Genomic DNA, 17,019 nt, shown 5'->3' with positions numbered 1-17,019 from the left:
TATGTTGTGGGTTATTCTTTCCCAATCTTCTCACCAAGGTTGATGAGTAACTGCCCTAATTGTCTACGATCGACTTTCTTTTCGTCCAAATTATCTAACTTATTTTCCATATTCGATTCCAATTCAGTAATGCGAATATTTAAGTCAGTGCTCAAATTATCAATATTTTGAATCAATTCTGAACGCACTTCTTCAATCAAATTTTCAAGTGCTTGTTTTTTGGCAAGAATATCATTTTTGATATTGTCAAACTCAGAATTGTAGGCTTGAATATTTTCTCCAAAAATTAAATTCTTAATCGCCTCAATCTTAGTAGACGGATCGGTCATGCTAGGATTTATTTCACCAGTATCGTTGGTATTTTCACCTTTTGTAGTCATGTAGAAGTTATTTAGTGTTCTCCAGTAAACACAAATGTAGTAATTTTTGGCAAAGTGAATACCTTTCCTACGAGTTCTTCATAAACTCTTCTGCTTTTTCTACCATTTTGCGGCTGCCACAAAAGATAGGAACACGTTGATGCAACTCCGTTGGTTGAATGTCTAGAATACGTTGAAAACCGTCAGAAGCCAATCCGTTTGCTTGCTCTGCTAAAAATGCCATCGGATTGCATTCGTACAACAAACGCAATTTACCATTAGGAGCTTTAGAAGTTTGTGGATAAATATAAATGCCGCCTTTAATCAAATTTCTATGGAAATCAGAGACCAACGAGCCAATATAACGCGACGTGTACGGACGATCTTCTTTTTCTTCCTGGCAATATTTGATATAACTTTTTACACCTTGCGGGAAATGTGCATAATTCCCTTCGTTAATGGAATAAATATTTCCTGTTTCTGGAAATTGCATGCTGGGATGCGATAAATAAAACGTTCCAATAGCAGGATTTAAGGTAAAACCATTTACGCCATGACCTGTAGTGTACACGAGCATCGTTGACGTTCCGTAAATCACATAACCTGCAGCAACTTGCTTGTTTCCTTCTTGTAGGAAATCGTCAATCGTAACAGGTGTTCCAACGGGCGTTACTCTTCGGTAGACCGAAAAAATAGTTCCCACAGAAACATTTACATCAATATTAGAAGAACCATCAAGCGGATCAATCAGCACCACATATTTATTTTGATTGTTCTCGTCCAAACTATTAATCGCGATAAAATCATCGTTCTCTTCAGAGCCAATTCCGCACACAATATTACGATTGCTCAAGGTTTGAATAAACTTTTCATTGGCGTACACATCAAGCTTTTGCTGGTCTTCTCCTTGAATATTAGTATCGCCAGCAGCTCCGATAATATCTACCAATCCTGCTTTATTTACTTCGTGATTTACCACCTTTGCGGCGAGTCGGATAGAATTGATCAATCGGGAAAGTTCTCCAGAAGAATATTTGAATTCAGCTTGGTTTTCAATAATAAATTCTCCTAAAGTTTGATTTTTTTTGGCCATGTTGCTCTGGGTTGTTTCTGAAATCACAAATATCGATAATTTTGTAAAACTATAACGTTTTCGTAAAAAATATAATATTTGCCTTGTTACCTTTGTGTAAATATTTGACACGTATGAACTTTACCATCCGAAAAGCCGTTGCAACCGATGTTGATGCTATTTTTAGATTGATTAACGAATTGGCAATTTTTGAAAAAGAAGCAGATGCCGTCATCATTACACCAGAAGATTTGCAAAAAGATGGTTTTGGTGCACAACCAAAATTTCATTGTTTTGTAGCAGAAACAACCGAAGAAGTGCTCGGTATTGCATTGGTGTACATGCGTTATTCTACTTGGAAAGGTGAAGTATTGCATTTGGAAGATTTAATTGTGAGCGAAAAAGCACGCGGCAAAGGAATTGGTGGTGCATTGCTGACCGAAGTCATTAAGTTTGGAAAGGAATTAGGCGTGAAACGAATTGGTTGGGAAGTGTTGGACTGGAACACGCCTGCGATAGAATTTTACGAACACATCGGAGCCAATGTCATGCGCGATTGGCATGTAGTGCAGTTGGATGAAGCAGGAATTGAGAAGTATTTGCTAAGTAGGAAATGAGCTGCTTGGTAAGATTTTAGATTTTATTATTGAGATATATCTAATGTCATTCCTGCGAAGGCAGGAATCCATTTTGCAGCGAAAAAGGTATTGGCGGAGTAGAAACTTGATATTAGTAAAGTTTCAAAAGTAATAGATTCCCGCCTGCGCGGGAACAACAAAATAAAATTTTGTTATGAAAATATTCAAATTTGGTGGAGCGTCTGTAAAAGATGCCAATGGTGTAAAAAACCTAGTAAATGTATTGCAGCAAGTAGGGTATGACAATACGTTAATTGTGATTTCTGCGATGGGAAAAACGACGAACGCTATTGAAGTTGTCATCAAAAACTACTTTGAAAAAAACAACGAATTGCAAGCGTCGATTCAAGAAATTGCGAAATATCACAATGAAATTTTGTTGGACTTATTTCCCAACGAGAGTCACCCAATTTTTGGAAAAGTCAAGCAGTTTTTTGAAGAAATGCAGGGCTTTTTAGGACGTAACAAATCACCAGATTACAATTATGTGTACGACCAATTAGTGTCATTTGGAGAATTGATTTCTACCACCATAGTCAGTGCGTATTTAAATGACGTTTCTATTGAAAATACCTGGCTCGACACACGCGAAATGATAAAAACCGACACCAATTACCGCGATGCAAAAGTCGATTGGGAATTGACACAGGAAAATATCAAACAAAACGTCAATCGCAGCAAACTAAATATTACACAAGGATTTATAGGAAGTGACCCGAATAATTTTACCACAACGCTCGGACGAGAAGGCTCTGACTATACAGCGGCCATTTTTGCCTATTGTTTAAATGCAGAAAGTGTCACCATTTGGAAAGATGTTCCTGGCGTACTAAATGCCGATCCGCGTTATTTTGAAAACGCACAATTATTACATCACATTTCCTATCGAGAAGCGATTGAGTTGGCATTTTATGGCGCGTCTGTCATTCACCCGAAAACATTACAACCCTTGCAACGAAAAGAAATTCCGTTGTATGTAAAATCGTTTTTAAATCCAAAAGCCGCTGGAACTGCCGTCAAAAAAGGAGCAGGAATTACGCCAAATGTGCCGTGTTTTATTGTTAAAAAGAATCAAGTATTGATTTCGTTGTCGTCCTTAGATTTCTCTTTTATCGTAGAAAATAACATTAGCGAAATCTTCAAACTGTTGCACGATTCTAAAATGAAAGTAGACGTTATTCAAAATTCAGCCATTAGTTTTTCGGTATGTGTCGACAATAAGTTTAACAATTTGGAAAAATTACTCAAAATTTTACGCTCAAAATTCAAAGTCACACATCATGAAAATGTGTCGCTATACACTATCCGACACTTTACGGAAGCGGCGATTGAAGGTTTGCAAAAAGGCAAAGAAATTTTGTTAGAACAGCGCGCTGACCAAACGATTCAGCTAGTTGTGAAATAAATGGTTCAAATTAAGGTTGTTTTCCTATATTTGTAACTCGCGTTAAAGTAAGTATATGGGATTGGTAACTGCAAAAGAAGTTGCAAAAGCGATCAAATTAGATAAATACGGTTTCATCGGCACCTTTATAGGTTGGATTTTGATGAAAGTTTTGCGTATCTCTGATTTGAATAAAATTTATGACAAGCACAAACATTTAGATGATCTTGAATTTCTAAATGCATTGTTGGACGAATTTCAAATTAAGTTTGAAATTCCTGAGGAAGATTTAAAACGTCTTCCCAGCGACGGAGCGTACATCACTATTTCCAATCATCCTTTAGGTGGAATTGACGGTATTTTGTTGCTAAAACTCATGATTGAGCAACGCCCAGATTATAAAATCATTGCCAATTTCTTATTGCACAGAATTGATCCGTTAAAACCGTATGTAATGCCTGTGAATCCTTTTGAAGATCACAAAGAAGCGAAGTCGAGCATTGCAGGTTTTAAACAATCTATTACACACTTGCGCGAAGGAAAACCTTTAGGAATTTTCCCTGCAGGAGAAGTGTCAACCTATAAAGACGGACGTTTAATTGTAGACAAGCCTTGGGAAGAAGCTGCGATGAAATTGGTGCAAAAGGCCAAAGTTCCTGTGGTTCCAATTTACTTTCACGCAAAAAACAGTCGTATCTTTTATCGTTTATCGCGAATCAGCGACACATTTAGAACGGCAAAATTGCCTTCTGAATTGTTAACGCAAAAAAATAGAGTCATCAAAGTGCGTATCGGGAAACCAATTTCCGTAAAAGCACAAGATGAACACGAAAGTTTGGCAGATTTCACCGAATTTTTACGTAAAAAAACATACATGTTGTCCAACACGTATGAAAAGCAAAATCTGTTGAGCAAAGTAAGCAAAGTGCCAACATCGTTAAAAATTCCGAAGTCACCAAAGGAGATTGTTACGCCAGTTTCGCAAAACTTATTGCAGGAAGAAGTTGCCAATTTATCCAAAAAACATCATTTACTTACGAGTAAAAACTATCAAGTATTTTTAGCAGAAGCTTCTCAAATCCCTAATATTTTGCGCGAATTAGGGCGCTTACGCGAGATTACCTTCCGCGAAATTGGGGAAGGAACCAACAAAGCCATCGATTTAGATACGTTTGATTATTACTATCATCACATGTTTTTGTGGGATAGCGACGCAAAATGTGTAGTAGGTGCGTACCGAATGGGCTTAGGACACCACATTTATGCAAAATATGGAATAGATGGTTTCTATTTGCAAGATTTATTCCGATTTGAACCAGAATTGCACAAAATGATGAGCGAATCCATTGAAATGGGAAGAGCATTCATCATCAAAGAATATCAGCAAAAACCAATGCCATTATTCCTATTGTGGAAAGGAATTGTGCATACAACACTGCGTTATCCTGAACACAAATATTTAATTGGTGGTGTGAGTATCAGTAACCAATTTTCAAACTTTTCCAAATCGTTGATGATTGAGTTCATGAAATCGCATTATTACGATCCGTATGTTGCACAATACATTCACCCGAAAAAAGAATTCAAAGTCAAGCTAAAAGATGCGGATAAGGACTTTATTTTTGACGAAACGGAAGCAGATTTAAACAAATTTGATAAAATCATTGACGAACTCGAACCAGGAAGTTTGCGCTTGCCTGTATTAATCAAAAAATACGTAAAGCAAAATGCCAAAGTCGTAGCGTTTAATGTAGATCCGCTATTTAACAATTCGGTGGATGGTTTAATGTACATTCGCATTGCTGATTTGCCAGAAAGTACCGTAAAACCTGTCATGGAAGAATTTCAAGCCGAACTCGAACGTAGGCTTAATAGCAACGAAGAAGAGTAAAACATGTAAGGTGGAGTTTTAGACAGGAAATCAAAAAAACTAGAAATCTTAAAATTAAATATATGTCAGTTCGAGCGCAGTTGAGAATATTCTAGAAACTAAAATTTCAATGGAATCTCATAAACTGCATTCGTTATTTCTGATAATGCTCGTTTGACATTTCACTACAAAAATATACATGAAAATAATATCCTATAACGTAAACGGAATTCGTGCTGCCATCAAAAAAGGATTTCTCGAATGGCTACAACAAGCAAATCCCGACGTACTTTGCATCCAAGAAACAAAAGCACACAAAGAACAACTCGATTTAGAAGCTTTTGAACAAGCAGGTTATCCCTATCACTATTGGTTTAGTGCTGAAAAAAAAGGGTATAGCGGCGTGGCAATTCTCTGCAAAGAAAAACCCAATCATGTAGCATATGGAACCGGAATTGAAACGATGGATTTTGAAGGTCGTAACTTGCGTGTCGATTATGATAACATTTCCATCATGAGCATGTATTTGCCCTCAGGAACCAATGATGATCGACTGAGTTTTAAGTTTCAGTACATGGACGAAATCAAGGAATATCTGACCAATCTGCGCAAAGAAATTCCAAACTTGGTCGTTTGTGGCGATTACAATATTTGTCATCAAGAAATTGACATACACAATCCGAAAATGAAAGGTGTTTCAGGATTTTTACCCGAAGAACGCGAATGGATTGGAAGTTTTATTGATAGCGGATTTATCGATTCGTTTCGTCACTTAAACAAAGAACCGCATCATTACAGTTGGTGGAGTTACCGTGCCAATGCACGTGCCAACAACAAAGGCTGGCGAATTGATTACAATATGGTTGGTGAAGCATTAAAAGATAACATCACAAGAGCTACTATTTTGCCAGAAGCCAAGCACTCTGACCATTGCCCGATTTTGGTTGAGGTCAATATATGATTTGTCATTTCTGTGACTTGTGCTGAACTAGATTCAGTAAGGCAGGAATCTAAAGTAAAAAAATTATGAAATAATAGTCCATAAGGTTTGGGCATTCCCTCCGACAAATCGGAGGTCAGGCTCTCGCTACTCGCTTTTGTGAGATTATCATTTGATTGTCATATCGAGCGCAGTCGAGATACAGCATCTCACAAAGAGCTCAAACAAACCGCTCCATCCTTAATGCGACATCAAACAAAAAAGAAAACAAATAAAAAAACCGAAAAAGAAAAAAAACATACTATGAAATACTCTAAAATTCCACACACCGATATTGAAGTCAGTAAAATTTGCTTAGGAACCATGACTTGGGGAAATCAAAATACCGAAGCCGAAGGTCATGAGCAAATGGATTACGCATTGGAAAAAGGTGTGAACTTTTTTGATACTGCCGAATTGTATCCTGTACCTGCAACCGCAGAAACCTACGCAGAAACGGAACGAATCATCGGAACGTGGTTTAAAAAAACAGGAAATCGTGATAAAGTGGTGTTGGCAACTAAAATTGCAGGTCCGGGCGACTACACAGCACATATCAGAACCAATGGCTTTGCTCCATCGGCCATCAAAGATGCGGTGGAAAACAGCTTGAAGCGATTGCAAACCGATTATATAGATTTATATCAATTGCATTGGCCAGAACGTACCACAAATACCTTTGGGCAGCGTATTTATCAACACAATCCGAACGATGCTTGGGAATACAATTTCCACGAAATTTTAGCAACGCTTGACGAATTAATCAAAGAAGGGAAAATTCGCCAAGTAGGAATTTCCAATGAAACACCTTGGGGAACCATGCGTTATTTGGAAGAAGCTAAAAAAGGCGCGCCACGTATGGTCACGATTCAAAATGCGTATTCGTTATTGTGTAGAGGTTTCGATTCAGGTTTATCCGAAATTGCGATGCATGAAGGCGTTGGTTTGTTAGCCTATTCGCCCATGGCATTTGGTGTGTTATCTGGAAAATATTTAGGCGGAAAATCTCCTAAAGATGCACGTTTGACCTTATTCCCAAGATTTGCACGTTACAGCAGTGCAGAAGCAACCAAAGCGACCGAAAAGTATGCAGAATTAGCAAAAAAGCATGGACTGAGCTTGGCGCAAATGTCCTTAGCATTTGTTAATCAGCAACCATTTGTTACCGGAAATATCATTGGAGCAACCAAAATGGAGCAACTCAAAGAAAACATTGCCAGTATTGATGTGGAGTTGTCACAAGAAATTTTAGATGCGATTAACGAAATTCATAACGAAATTCCGAATCCGGCGTCGTAGTTTCTTAGATCGCTTCGCTACTAGGATCTAGATTGCTTACGCTTTTGGAATATAGACTTTTGCTAAGCGTCAGTTCGTGAAATTCTGAAAGAGTTTTGTGTCGAGAACAGCTAGGATTTCAAAGCTATTCTCGTTTTCGTCATTCCATTGCGAAAAACTACTTGAATAGACGGTTGTAGACGTGTTTTTTAAATTCTTAAATCATTCAATTCCTAAAACAACGCTGAAACCAATTCTTCAATTCGTGAAATCAACACGATTTTGATTTTGGGATTTTTTAAAGAAATTTTATTGTGTTTGGACGCGAAAAAAGTAGTAAACCCTAACTTTTCAGCTTCTAAAATACGTTGATCAATTCTGTTGACGGGACGAATTTCTCCTGCCAATCCAATTTCTGCAGCAAAACAATTCGTTTTTGAAATTTCTTCATCTTCATTGCTAGACAAAATTGCTGCAATCACTGCCAAGTCAATGGCAGGGTCGTCAATGCTAATACCGCCTGTAATGTTTAAAAAGACGTCTTTTGCTGCCAATTTAAACCCTGCGCGTTTTTCCAACACTGCCAACAACATATTCAAACGTTTTGCATTGTAACCTGTAGTGCTTCGCTGCGGTGTTCCGTACACAGCAGTGCTGACTAAGGCTTGAATTTCTATCATTAACGGTCGTGCACCTTCTAGCGTTGCTGCAATGGCTGTTCCGCTGAGTTCATCGGCGTTTTTGGAAATTAAGATTTCAGACGGATTGTGCACTTCGCGCAAACCATCGGATAACATTTCGTAAATGCCCAATTCAGACGTAGAACCAAAGCGATTTTTCAGCGAACGCAGAATACGATACACGTGATTTCGGTCGCCTTCAAACTGTAAAACCGTGTCTACCATATGTTCTAAAATCTTTGGTCCTGCAATGTTTCCATCTTTGGTAATGTGACCAATTAAAAATACAGGAATGCCACTTTCTTTGGCAAATTTGATCAATTCCGTAGTGCATTCACGAATTTGCGAAATGCTTCCTGCAGACGATTCTATATAGTCAGAGTGCAAGGTTTGGATGGAATCAATCACGACAATGTCTGGCTTGACTTCTGAAATTTGCTTGAAGATATTTTGTGTTTTCGTTTCTGTCAGTACAAAACAATTGGCGTTTTTTTGACTAATGCGTTCCGCGCGCATTTTGATTTGTTTTTGACTTTCCTCGCCCGAAACATACAAGGTTTTATAGGGTAATTTTAACGAAATTTGAAGCAACAAGGTACTTTTTCCAATACCAGGTTCGCCACCTAGTAAAATCAATGAGCCAGGAACAATTCCACCACCCAAAACTCTATCCAATTCTTGGTCGGAAGTGGGCAAGCGTTTTTCTGTTGCGGAGCTTATTTCGTGTATCAATGTAGGTTTTGCAACACGTGTACGTCCTTTTTCTTGTTGTTGCCAATTGGCTTTTACTTCTTTTTGAATGACTTCTTCTACAATGGTATTCCATTGTTTGCACGAAGAACATTGTCCTTGCCATTTTGCGTACTGCGTACCACAGTTTTGACAGAAAAAAGTCGTTTTTACTTTTGCCATATTACCAGCCGAAATCTTGTTTGAGTTTGTCTGCTTTGTCGAGCATTAAATCTTTTGTGATAAAGTCAATCGGATTCATGCTAAAACCATTTTGATACATGCGCAATGCTTTTTTAGGCTTTCCTGTTTTTTCATAAAATTCGCCCATAAAAAAGTGAAATAACGCAGTATCGGGATATTCTTTTTTACCTAGTTTGGCTAACAGCTCTAAATCTTCATCTTTTTTATTTTTTCTAACAGCAGCATAAATCGCCATAAAATCGTTGACCGTAACACGTTTTTCAAAACCGAAAAGCTCTTCAATCGTTTTGTATTTGTCTATCAAATAGAGATACGGTGAAGTTTGGAGAGTGACTATTTTTTCCTTGTATTCTTTAACGCTGATAGGACGATACATGGTAAATATTTTACTCATGGCTCTTGGAATTGCTTGAACCGCTAACGAATTGTGATTGGCTTCTGTAAAATCGTCATAATAATAAAAGATGTTTTCATTTTTTAAGGCACTTAGCGATTCATTTAACGCTCGCACGCGTTGCGCTTCTTTTCTAGTGTCTTCGTCAGCTGTTGCTAGATAGTAGAATTTTTTGGTTTCAAACTCTTCCAATCGTGTTACAATCCGATCTTCCATTTTTGGAGCAAAATAGGGACTTAGATTGATGTACGCATCAAACAGTGGTGCTTCTTTAAATAGGTAATAATTCGCAAAATTGGCAGTATCATCATGTCCGATAATCATTTTGAAGTTGGCGGTTTTGTAATTTTTTTCCACAAAAGGAATCAATTCCATTCCGATAAATTCAAAAAAGTCAGCACTTTTCTTTTCAGGCAAACCACTAGCGTCATTAAAGGCAACTTCTTTAGCGCGATTTTCTTTTTCGTATTGATTTATGCCTACCACAATACATTCGGGCATTTCGTCCCAATAGCTGTAATAACGCGTATTGGCAACAACACTTTCAAATAAATAATGCGCATCCAACACTACAATAATGGGATATACTTTATCTTCTGAATAGCCTTCTGGAATGTATAATTGAATATCGCGGGTTTCGTTTAGTTTTTCCGATTTTATTTTTTCAACAGTAGTTTGCGATTGCACCGTTGCAAAACTTAGAAACGCAACGAGTAGCATGAGATAGTTTTTCATGAGGTAGATAGGTTAATTTAGCGTACAAGTTAAAGATTTTTTTCGCGATTAAAAATAGGAAGGTACAGAAAAGACAATCCGCCAAGAATTACAATCATCAATGTTTGCGATGCCCACATAATCCAGCCGAAAGCCATGCTTGGATCTTCTGGCAAGTTGAATAAAGAGAATGCGCCCGCAACGGCAACTGGATAAAAACCAATACCGCCATTACTTGCAGCAATGCTAAAACTTCCTGCAATAAAGGCAATCAACATGGCACCTAGCGGAACTTTTCCATGTAATTCTTCTACCGAAAAAATGGTGAGGTAAAACATTAAAAGATACATTGCCCAAATAAAGAGTGTGTGCAAAATAAATCCCCACTTATTCTTCATTCGTAAAATGCTTGTGGCACCTTCGTAGATACCGAGAATGAAGTTTTTTATTTTGAGTGCGATTCCTTTTTTTGCTTTTTTTATAAAAATAATCAAGCCAATTCCGCCAAGAATCATCACAGCAAAGAGCAAGATAAGTTTTGTAGGGTTGAGATTTTTAGTGAGCAAATCCCAAATGAAATCAAATTGAAGATATAATGTAATTCCAATTACGATAAACATGATAATGAGATCGGCAATGCGTTCGGCAACAATAGTTCCAAAACCTTTTTCAAACGGAACATCTTCATAGTTGGTCAACGTCAGTGCGCGCAAGGCTTCTCCTGAGCGGGGAATTCCTAAGTTTGCCAAATACGCCACAAAAACCGCCATCACATTGTTTGCATATTTGGGTTTGTAGCCCATTGGTTGTAACATGTATTGCCAACGATACGCACGTGATAAATGACTTAAAATTCCACAAAAAACACCTAAAATAACCCAAGTATAGTCTGCCTGTTTAAAATATTCAATCAGTTTTTCTAGCGGTGTTTTGGACAAAGAGTACCAAACTAAAAAAACTCCCAAAGTCAATGGGAGTAGAAATTTTAATATTTTAGATGTTTTGATTTTCAATTAGGTAAGTGTGTTGTCGGCTTCGTTAGGGAATACCAATGCAGGTTTAAACTTTTTTGCCTCTTCAATGTCCATCATCGCGTACGTGATTAAAATTAATACGTCTCCTTTGGCTACTTTTCGCGCTGCAGCGCCATTTAGGGTAATTTCTCCACTTCCTCTAGGGCCTGGAATAGCATACGTTTCAAGTCGTTCGCCATTGTTATTGTTTACAATTTGAACCTTTTCTCCTTGAATGATATTTGCAGCGTCCATAAGGTCTTCATCAATGGTGATGCTTCCAATATAGTTTAAATCAGCTCCTGTGACTTTTACTCTATGTATTTTTGATTTTACTACGTGTACTTGCATGGGGCAAAGTTACTAATTTTAAAGTTGTTAATTCAATGCTAAATTGTCTATTAGTCGAATGTTTTCAATAAAAGCTGCAATGAAGATGCGATACGTTTGGTTTTTAGATTTGCGTTTGACAGTTTTCAAGTTTTTGATATTGGCAATTTCAACATATTCTAACGTTAGTAACGGATGCTTATTGAACTGTTTTTGAACCCATTCCTTCACTTGCATAGCACTTTTTGTGCCAAACTTTTTCTTGGCTTCTAAAAGTGTTTTGTAAATAAAAGCACTCTCTTTTCGTGCTTCTTTGGACAAGCGTTGATTTCGAGAACTCATTGCCAAGCCAGAAGCTTCTCTATGAATGTCGCAACCTACAATTTGTACAGGTAATTTGTACTTAGAAACCAGCTTCTTGATAATCATAAGTTGCTGAAAGTCTTTTTCTCCAAAATAGGCTTTATTTGGCGTTACAATTTCAAACAAGCGTTTTACAATAGTACCAACTCCATCAAAATGTCCTGTTCTAAATTTTCCTTCCATTTCAAATTCCAATCCGTCAAAACTAAATTTTTCGGCATGCACATCAGTATCATAAATATCTTCTACACTTGGTGCGTATACAAAAATATTTCCTCCTAAGGTTTTTAAAAGTGCTACGTCGGCATCAAGTGTGCGCGGATATTTTTTCAAATCGGTAGCATTGTCAAACTGTGTCGGATTCACAAAAACACTTACACATACAATATCAGTATCAGTCATAGCGTTTCGTACCAAAGACAAGTGCCCTTCGTGTAATGCGCCCATAGTTGGGACAAAGCCAATCGTTTTTTTGGCTGATTTTTGCGCTTCAACAAAGTTTTTTAGTGTGTTCTGTGTGTAAAATATAGTCATTTGGAAAAAATTAACAGCGTGCAAACTTAATATATTACTGTTAATCTGCATAATTTTTGTAATTTTGCATGTTTTACACCGAATTATTAAAGGAAAAGTATTTTTATGAATAATAAAAGAGTCTTATACGTTTCATCTGAAGTTGTACCATATTTGCCAGAAACGGAAATTTCATCCATGTCGTTCGAAGCTCCTAAAATGGTCAACAGTAAAGGTGGACAAATTAGGATATTTATGCCGCGTTTTGGAAATATTAATGAGAGAAGGCACCAATTGCATGAAGTAATTCGTTTATCAGGAATGAATTTAGTAATTAATGATATGGATATGCCATTGATTATTAAAGTAGCTTCCATCCCAAAAGAAAGAATACAAGTATATTTTATTGACAATGAAGAATACTTTAAGCGCAAAGCGACATTTACTGATGAAGACGGAAATTTGTTTCCAGACAATGATGAGCGTGCTATTTTCTTTGCCAAAGGCGTTATTGAAACTGTAAAAAAACTAAATTGGGCACCAGATATCATTCACGTTCACGGTTGGATGGCTTCTTTATTGCCTTTATACTTACGTAAATATTACAAAGACGAACCATTGTTTACTGATAGTAAAATTGTTACTTCAGTGTACAAACAAGAATTTGAAGGAACTTTAGACAAAGAAATGCTAAACAAAATCAAATTCGATAATATTGGTGATGGTCCAGTAGAAATACTAGCCGAGCCAAACTACTCTAACCTTCTCAAAGTTGCTGTGGATCATTCTGATGCCATAGTTATTGCGTCTGAAGAAATTCCTGCGGATGTTCAAGAATATCTCACTGGGCTTGATAAGCCAGTTCTTGAATATAAAAACAGCGAAGAATTTGCAGATGCATACACAGATTTCTATAATACAAAAGTTTTAAATTAAGGTTAACAGATTACACTCATGAACAAATTTAAAAAGACACTCGTAAGTGGCTTGGTAGTGCTTTCAATGGTACTTGGCTTTATAGCTTGCGATGATGATTTTAGTACGGTTGGAGACGAAGTTATTGAAAACAATAATTTTTCAACAAATTTGTTTGCAGACACACAAGTTACTGCATACAACAAACGCTTAGGGCCTGTACAAGGCAATGCATTGCCAGTATATCAACTAGGTAAAAATGTAGATCCTGTATATGGAACTACGTTTTCAGAATTAACAATTCAAGCTAGTTTGATAGCAGGAACTGAAAATCCACGTTTTGGCGACAAAACTCAAGAGCAAGAAGATGAAGATTTAACAGACTTCGAAGAAATGGAAATCGTAACCGAAGTTTGGCTAAATATTCCATACTTTAGTACAAATACACTCAATGATGATGGTGAAATAGAAGTAGAAGTTGATTCTATTTTCGGAGATGTGACGCAGCCATTCAATTTAAAAGTACAAGAACTCACCTATTTTTTAAGAGCTTTTGACGAAGATGGCGAACCGCAAATTTATTTCTCTAATGAAGATTTTTCTACGCGTGTTGGACAAACACTGTATGAAAATCCTGCGTATGAAATCAATCTTGAACAAATTGAAGTAGAGCAAACAGATGTCAATGGAGCTGCAGTCTTAGATGAAAACGGAGATCCAATTATAGAAGAAACTCTTTCTCCTAGAATTCGTGTGCCATTAGATACAGACTTTTTTCAACAACGCATCATCGATAATGAAGGAAGTGTGAAATTGTCAAACAACAATGTGTTCAGAGCGGAAGATTTGTTTAGAGGGATTCACATCACTGCCGAAGGCGCAGAAGCCTTGATGGTTTTAGATATTCAAAACGCAACTATCGAAATCAATTACAACTACCAAAAAGTGGACACACAGGGAAATACAGATAGTTCTGATGATACTGTTGAAACGGAAAAATCATCATTTAACCTAAGCTTATCATCCGCTAACATTATAAATACATTCAATACGCCTACATTTACGCAGGATGTGACGGCAAGTAATGATAATTTGTTTTTAAAAGGCGGCGAAGGTTCCATGTCAATTATTGAACTTTTTGGACCTGATACTGACGGAAATGGTGTGGCAGATCAATTAGAAGAAATACGAGAAAATGGTTGGTTAATCAACGATGCCAATTTGGTATTTTATGTAAATAACAACGAACAAGTAGCAGATGCTGTTGATCCACAACGTATTTACTTATACAATATGGACGATAATGTGCCACTATTTGATTATTTCATTGACGAATCTGTCAATCCAGTATCTGCGGCTTTATCAAAAGCAGTTCATGGTGGCATTTTAGAACGCGATGATGATGGTGAAGCCTTGCGATATAAAATCAGAATCACAGAACACATCAATAACTTGGTGCGAAAAGATTCTACAAACGTCAAACTCGGATTGGTTACTTCTTCTGATATTCGTGTGATTGCTACAGGAGAAATAGAGACTGCCAGTACTGAAGAAGAATTTGTCCCAATTGTTTCTATCATGAATCCGTTTGGAACTGTATTGTACGGAAGTACGCCTGCTGTTCCAGAAGACAAAAGATTAAAGTTAGAAATTTTTTACACAATACCAGAAACCAATTAATATCAATAACTAAGAAAGAATTATGTGTGGAATCGTAGGTTATATAGGTCACAGAGAAGCGTATCCTGTGGTACTAAAAGGTTTAAAAAGATTAGAGTATAGAGGCTACGACAGTGCCGGAGTAGCAATATATGATGGTAAAAACATCAAACTATCTAAAACAAAAGGAAAGGTTGCCGATTTAGAAGATCGTGTGAAAAATGAAATTTCAGTTGACGGTTCGTTAGCAATTGGTCATACACGCTGGGCAACACATGGTGAACCTAACGATGTAAACTCACATCCACACTACTCTAATTCTGGTGAATTGGTGATCATCCATAATGGAATCATTGAAAATTATGAGCCATTAAAGCAAGAATTAATCAATAGAGGATACACATTTCAATCGGATACAGATACTGAAGTATTGGTAAACCTGATTGAAGATGTAAAGAAAAACGAAAATGTAAAACTTGGAAAAGCGGTTCAAATTGCCCTCAATCAAGTAGTAGGTGCGTATGCAATTGCAGTGTTTGACAAAAACAAACCTGATGAAATTGTCGTAGCTCGTTTAGGAAGTCCGTTAGTCATTGGTATTGGTGATGAGGAATTTTTTATTGCTTCTGATGCAACTCCTTTTATTGAATATACCAACAATGCTATTTACTTAGAAGACGAAGAAATGGCAATAGTTCGCAGAGGGAAAAAAGTAAAAGTTCGTAAAATCAAAGACGACTCTCTCGTTGATCCGTATGTTCAAGAATTGCAATTAAATTTAGAGCAAATTGAAAAAGGAGGGTACGACCACTTCATGCTGAAAGAAATTTACGAACAACCAAGAGCCATTTTAGATACCTTTAGAGGAAGAATGCTTTCAAATGAAGGAATTATCCGTATGGCAGGTGTGGATGATAATATTGAAAAATTCCTAAATGCACAAAGAATCCTTATTGTAGCTTGTGGAACATCATGGCACGCAGGTTTGGTAGCAGAATATGTATTTGAAAATCTAACTAGAACTCCAGTTGAAGTAGAATATGCTTCAGAATTCAGATATAGAAACCCTATCATCACAGAAAAAGATGTGGTAATCGCAATCTCGCAATCTGGAGAAACGGCAGACACACTAGCAGCCATCAAACTGGCAAAAAGTAAAGGTGCTTTTGTCTTTGGAGTTTGTAATGTAGTTGGTTCTTCCATTTCAAGAGAAACCAATGCAGGTGCGTACACACATGCAGGTCCAGAAATCGGAGTAGCTTCTACCAAAGCATTCACAACCCAAATAACGGTATTAACTTTAATTGCGTTAAAATTAGCTCAGAAAAAAGGAACTATCTCAACGTCAGAATTCCACGGATACTTAACTGAAATGAGTGCTATTCCTGCAAAAGTTGAAAAAACTTTAGAATCTGACGAACACGTTAAAACAATATCTAGTATCTATAAAGATGCGACGAACTTCTTGTATTTAGGTCGTGGTTATAACTTCCCAGTGGCGTTGGAAGGTGCGCTAAAACTAAAAGAAATCTCATACATTCACGCAGAAGGATATCCAGCGGCAGAAATGAAGCACGGACCAATTGCACTGATTGATGAGCAAATGCCAGTAGTAGTGATTGCTACCAGAAAAGGACACTACGAGAAAGTAGTAAGTAACATTCAAGAGATAAAATCACGAAAAGGAAAAATTATTGCCGTAGTAATGCAGGGCGATACCTCTATTAAGAAAATTGCGGACTATGTGATTGAAATTCCTGAAACTTTAGAGCTACTTACGCCACTTTTAACAACAATTCCTTTACAATTGCTGTCATATTATATAGCGGTTATGCGAAATTGTAACGTAGATCAGCCTAGAAACCTCGCAAAATCGGTGACGGTAGAATAATAGTAAAAAATTAACTCTTTTGTTAAGAATATCC

The 17,019-nt window shown here is 37.0% G+C and carries 15 protein-coding genes; 8 read left to right on the top strand and 7 right to left on the bottom strand.

The genetic code is table 11. The annotated features are described in order from the left end of the window. Nucleotides 1–11: 11 nt before the first annotated feature. Together C8N46_RS14800 and fbp are read right to left on the bottom strand one after the other, a co-directional pair. Nucleotides 12–380: a fructose 1,6-bisphosphatase gene (locus C8N46_RS14800; RefSeq protein ID WP_245896876.1), complete on the bottom strand. Its 369-nt coding sequence runs from the start codon at nt 378–380 to the stop codon at nt 12–14. 67 nt (nt 381–447) lie between these two features. Then, nucleotides 448–1,452, bottom strand: a complete 1,005-nt coding sequence (gene fbp, locus C8N46_RS14795) for a class 1 fructose-bisphosphatase (RefSeq protein ID WP_108115694.1) — start codon at nt 1,450–1,452, stop codon at nt 448–450. A gap of 113 nt (nt 1,453–1,565) precedes the next feature. On the opposite strand from fbp, the gene C8N46_RS14790 reads away from it, so the two are divergent. From C8N46_RS14790 to C8N46_RS14770, 5 genes are all read left to right on the top strand, one after another. Then, nucleotides 1,566–2,048, top strand: coding sequence for a GNAT family N-acetyltransferase (locus C8N46_RS14790; protein ID WP_108115693.1), 483 nt, complete (start codon nt 1,566–1,568; stop codon nt 2,046–2,048). Between the two features lie 175 nt (nt 2,049–2,223). Continuing rightward, the gene (locus C8N46_RS14785; protein ID WP_108115692.1) at nt 2,224–3,474 is read left to right on the top strand and encodes an aspartate kinase; all 1,251 of its coding nucleotides are present in this window, start codon (nt 2,224–2,226) and stop codon (nt 3,472–3,474) included. Between the two features lie 55 nt (nt 3,475–3,529). Beyond that, complete coding sequence (locus C8N46_RS14780; protein ID WP_108115691.1) at nt 3,530–5,344, top strand: GNAT family N-acyltransferase; 1,815 nt, start codon at nt 3,530–3,532, stop codon at nt 5,342–5,344. Nucleotides 5,345–5,522: 178 nt separating this feature from the next. Then, a complete protein-coding gene (locus tag C8N46_RS14775) occupies nt 5,523–6,284 on the top strand; it encodes an exodeoxyribonuclease III (protein WP_108115690.1) in 762 nt (253 codons plus the stop codon). 282 nt (nt 6,285–6,566) lie between these two features. Beyond that, entirely contained in the window at nt 6,567–7,601 is a 1,035-nt protein-coding gene (locus tag C8N46_RS14770) for an NADP(H)-dependent aldo-keto reductase (RefSeq protein ID WP_108115842.1), read from the top strand. A 212-nt stretch (nt 7,602–7,813) separates the two neighbouring features. Here the strand turns inward: C8N46_RS14770 and radA are convergent, their stop codons facing one another. From radA to panC, 5 genes are read right to left on the bottom strand one after another with little or no spacing between them, the layout of a single operon-like run. Continuing rightward, entirely contained in the window at nt 7,814–9,172 is a 1,359-nt protein-coding gene (gene radA, locus C8N46_RS14765) for a DNA repair protein RadA (RefSeq protein WP_108115689.1), read from the bottom strand. A 1-nt stretch (nt 9,173) separates the two neighbouring features. Beyond that, complete coding sequence (locus tag C8N46_RS14760; protein WP_245896874.1) at nt 9,174–10,322, bottom strand: alpha/beta hydrolase-fold protein; 1,149 nt, start codon at nt 10,320–10,322, stop codon at nt 9,174–9,176. Between the two features lie 29 nt (nt 10,323–10,351). Beyond that, on the bottom strand, nt 10,352–11,314 hold the full coding sequence (locus C8N46_RS14755; protein ID WP_394340264.1) for a lysylphosphatidylglycerol synthase transmembrane domain-containing protein: 963 nt from the start codon (nt 11,312–11,314) through the stop codon (nt 10,352–10,354). Beyond that, nucleotides 11,315–11,665 carry an aspartate 1-decarboxylase gene (panD, locus tag C8N46_RS14750; protein ID WP_108115687.1) on the bottom strand — a complete coding sequence of 117 codons (351 nt, stop codon included), beginning with the start codon at nt 11,663–11,665 and terminating at the stop codon, nt 11,315–11,317. Between the two features lie 27 nt (nt 11,666–11,692). After that, nucleotides 11,693–12,541, bottom strand: a complete 849-nt coding sequence (gene panC / locus C8N46_RS14745) for a pantoate--beta-alanine ligase (protein ID WP_108115686.1) — start codon at nt 12,539–12,541, stop codon at nt 11,693–11,695. Nucleotides 12,542–12,646: 105 nt separating this feature from the next. Between panC and C8N46_RS14740 the strand changes: the two genes are divergently transcribed. Genes C8N46_RS14740 through glmS form a run of 3 tightly spaced genes read left to right on the top strand, consistent with a single transcriptional unit; the run spans nt 12,647 to nt 16,985 of the window. After that, nucleotides 12,647–13,456: a glycogen/starch synthase gene (locus C8N46_RS14740; RefSeq protein WP_108115685.1), complete on the top strand. Its 810-nt coding sequence runs from the start codon at nt 12,647–12,649 to the stop codon at nt 13,454–13,456. Nucleotides 13,457–13,474: 18 nt separating this feature from the next. Beyond that, nucleotides 13,475–15,115 carry a DUF4270 domain-containing protein gene (locus C8N46_RS14735; protein ID WP_108115684.1) on the top strand — a complete coding sequence of 547 codons (1,641 nt, stop codon included), beginning with the start codon at nt 13,475–13,477 and terminating at the stop codon, nt 15,113–15,115. 22 nt (nt 15,116–15,137) lie between these two features. Then, nucleotides 15,138–16,985 carry a glutamine--fructose-6-phosphate transaminase (isomerizing) gene (gene glmS, locus C8N46_RS14730; RefSeq protein ID WP_108115683.1) on the top strand — a complete coding sequence of 616 codons (1,848 nt, stop codon included), beginning with the start codon at nt 15,138–15,140 and terminating at the stop codon, nt 16,983–16,985. Nucleotides 16,986–17,019 lie beyond the last annotated feature (34 nt).

This window comes from Kordia periserrulae (genome assembly GCF_003054265.1).
In the GTDB taxonomy this organism is placed as follows: Bacteria; Bacteroidota; Bacteroidia; order Flavobacteriales; family Flavobacteriaceae; genus Kordia; species Kordia periserrulae.
This window is presented reverse-complemented; position numbering and strand designations above follow the sequence as displayed.

What these genes read in the sequence shown, in the direction of transcription:
- C8N46_RS14800 (WP_245896876.1), bottom strand. Translation starts at nt 380, where the DNA reads ATGACTACAAAAGGTGAAAATACCAACGATACTGGTGAAATAAATCCT.
- fbp (WP_108115694.1), bottom strand. Translation starts at nt 1,452, where the DNA reads ATGGCCAAAAAAAATCAAACTTTAGGAGAATTTATTATTGAAAACCAA.
- C8N46_RS14790 (WP_108115693.1), top strand. Translation starts at nt 1,566, where the DNA reads ATGAACTTTACCATCCGAAAAGCCGTTGCAACCGATGTTGATGCTATT.
- C8N46_RS14785 (WP_108115692.1), top strand. Translation starts at nt 2,224, where the DNA reads ATGAAAATATTCAAATTTGGTGGAGCGTCTGTAAAAGATGCCAATGGT.
- C8N46_RS14780 (WP_108115691.1), top strand. Translation starts at nt 3,530, where the DNA reads ATGGGATTGGTAACTGCAAAAGAAGTTGCAAAAGCGATCAAATTAGAT.
- C8N46_RS14775 (WP_108115690.1), top strand. Translation starts at nt 5,523, where the DNA reads ATGAAAATAATATCCTATAACGTAAACGGAATTCGTGCTGCCATCAAA.
- C8N46_RS14770 (WP_108115842.1), top strand. Translation starts at nt 6,567, where the DNA reads ATGAAATACTCTAAAATTCCACACACCGATATTGAAGTCAGTAAAATT.
- radA (WP_108115689.1), bottom strand. Translation starts at nt 9,172, where the DNA reads ATGGCAAAAGTAAAAACGACTTTTTTCTGTCAAAACTGTGGTACGCAG.
- C8N46_RS14760 (WP_245896874.1), bottom strand. Translation starts at nt 10,322, where the DNA reads ATGAAAAACTATCTCATGCTACTCGTTGCGTTTCTAAGTTTTGCAACG.
- panD (WP_108115687.1), bottom strand. Translation starts at nt 11,665, where the DNA reads ATGCAAGTACACGTAGTAAAATCAAAAATACATAGAGTAAAAGTCACA.
- panC (WP_108115686.1), bottom strand. Translation starts at nt 12,541, where the DNA reads ATGACTATATTTTACACACAGAACACACTAAAAAACTTTGTTGAAGCG.
- C8N46_RS14740 (WP_108115685.1), top strand. Translation starts at nt 12,647, where the DNA reads ATGAATAATAAAAGAGTCTTATACGTTTCATCTGAAGTTGTACCATAT.
- C8N46_RS14735 (WP_108115684.1), top strand. Translation starts at nt 13,475, where the DNA reads ATGAACAAATTTAAAAAGACACTCGTAAGTGGCTTGGTAGTGCTTTCA.
- glmS (WP_108115683.1), top strand. Translation starts at nt 15,138, where the DNA reads ATGTGTGGAATCGTAGGTTATATAGGTCACAGAGAAGCGTATCCTGTG.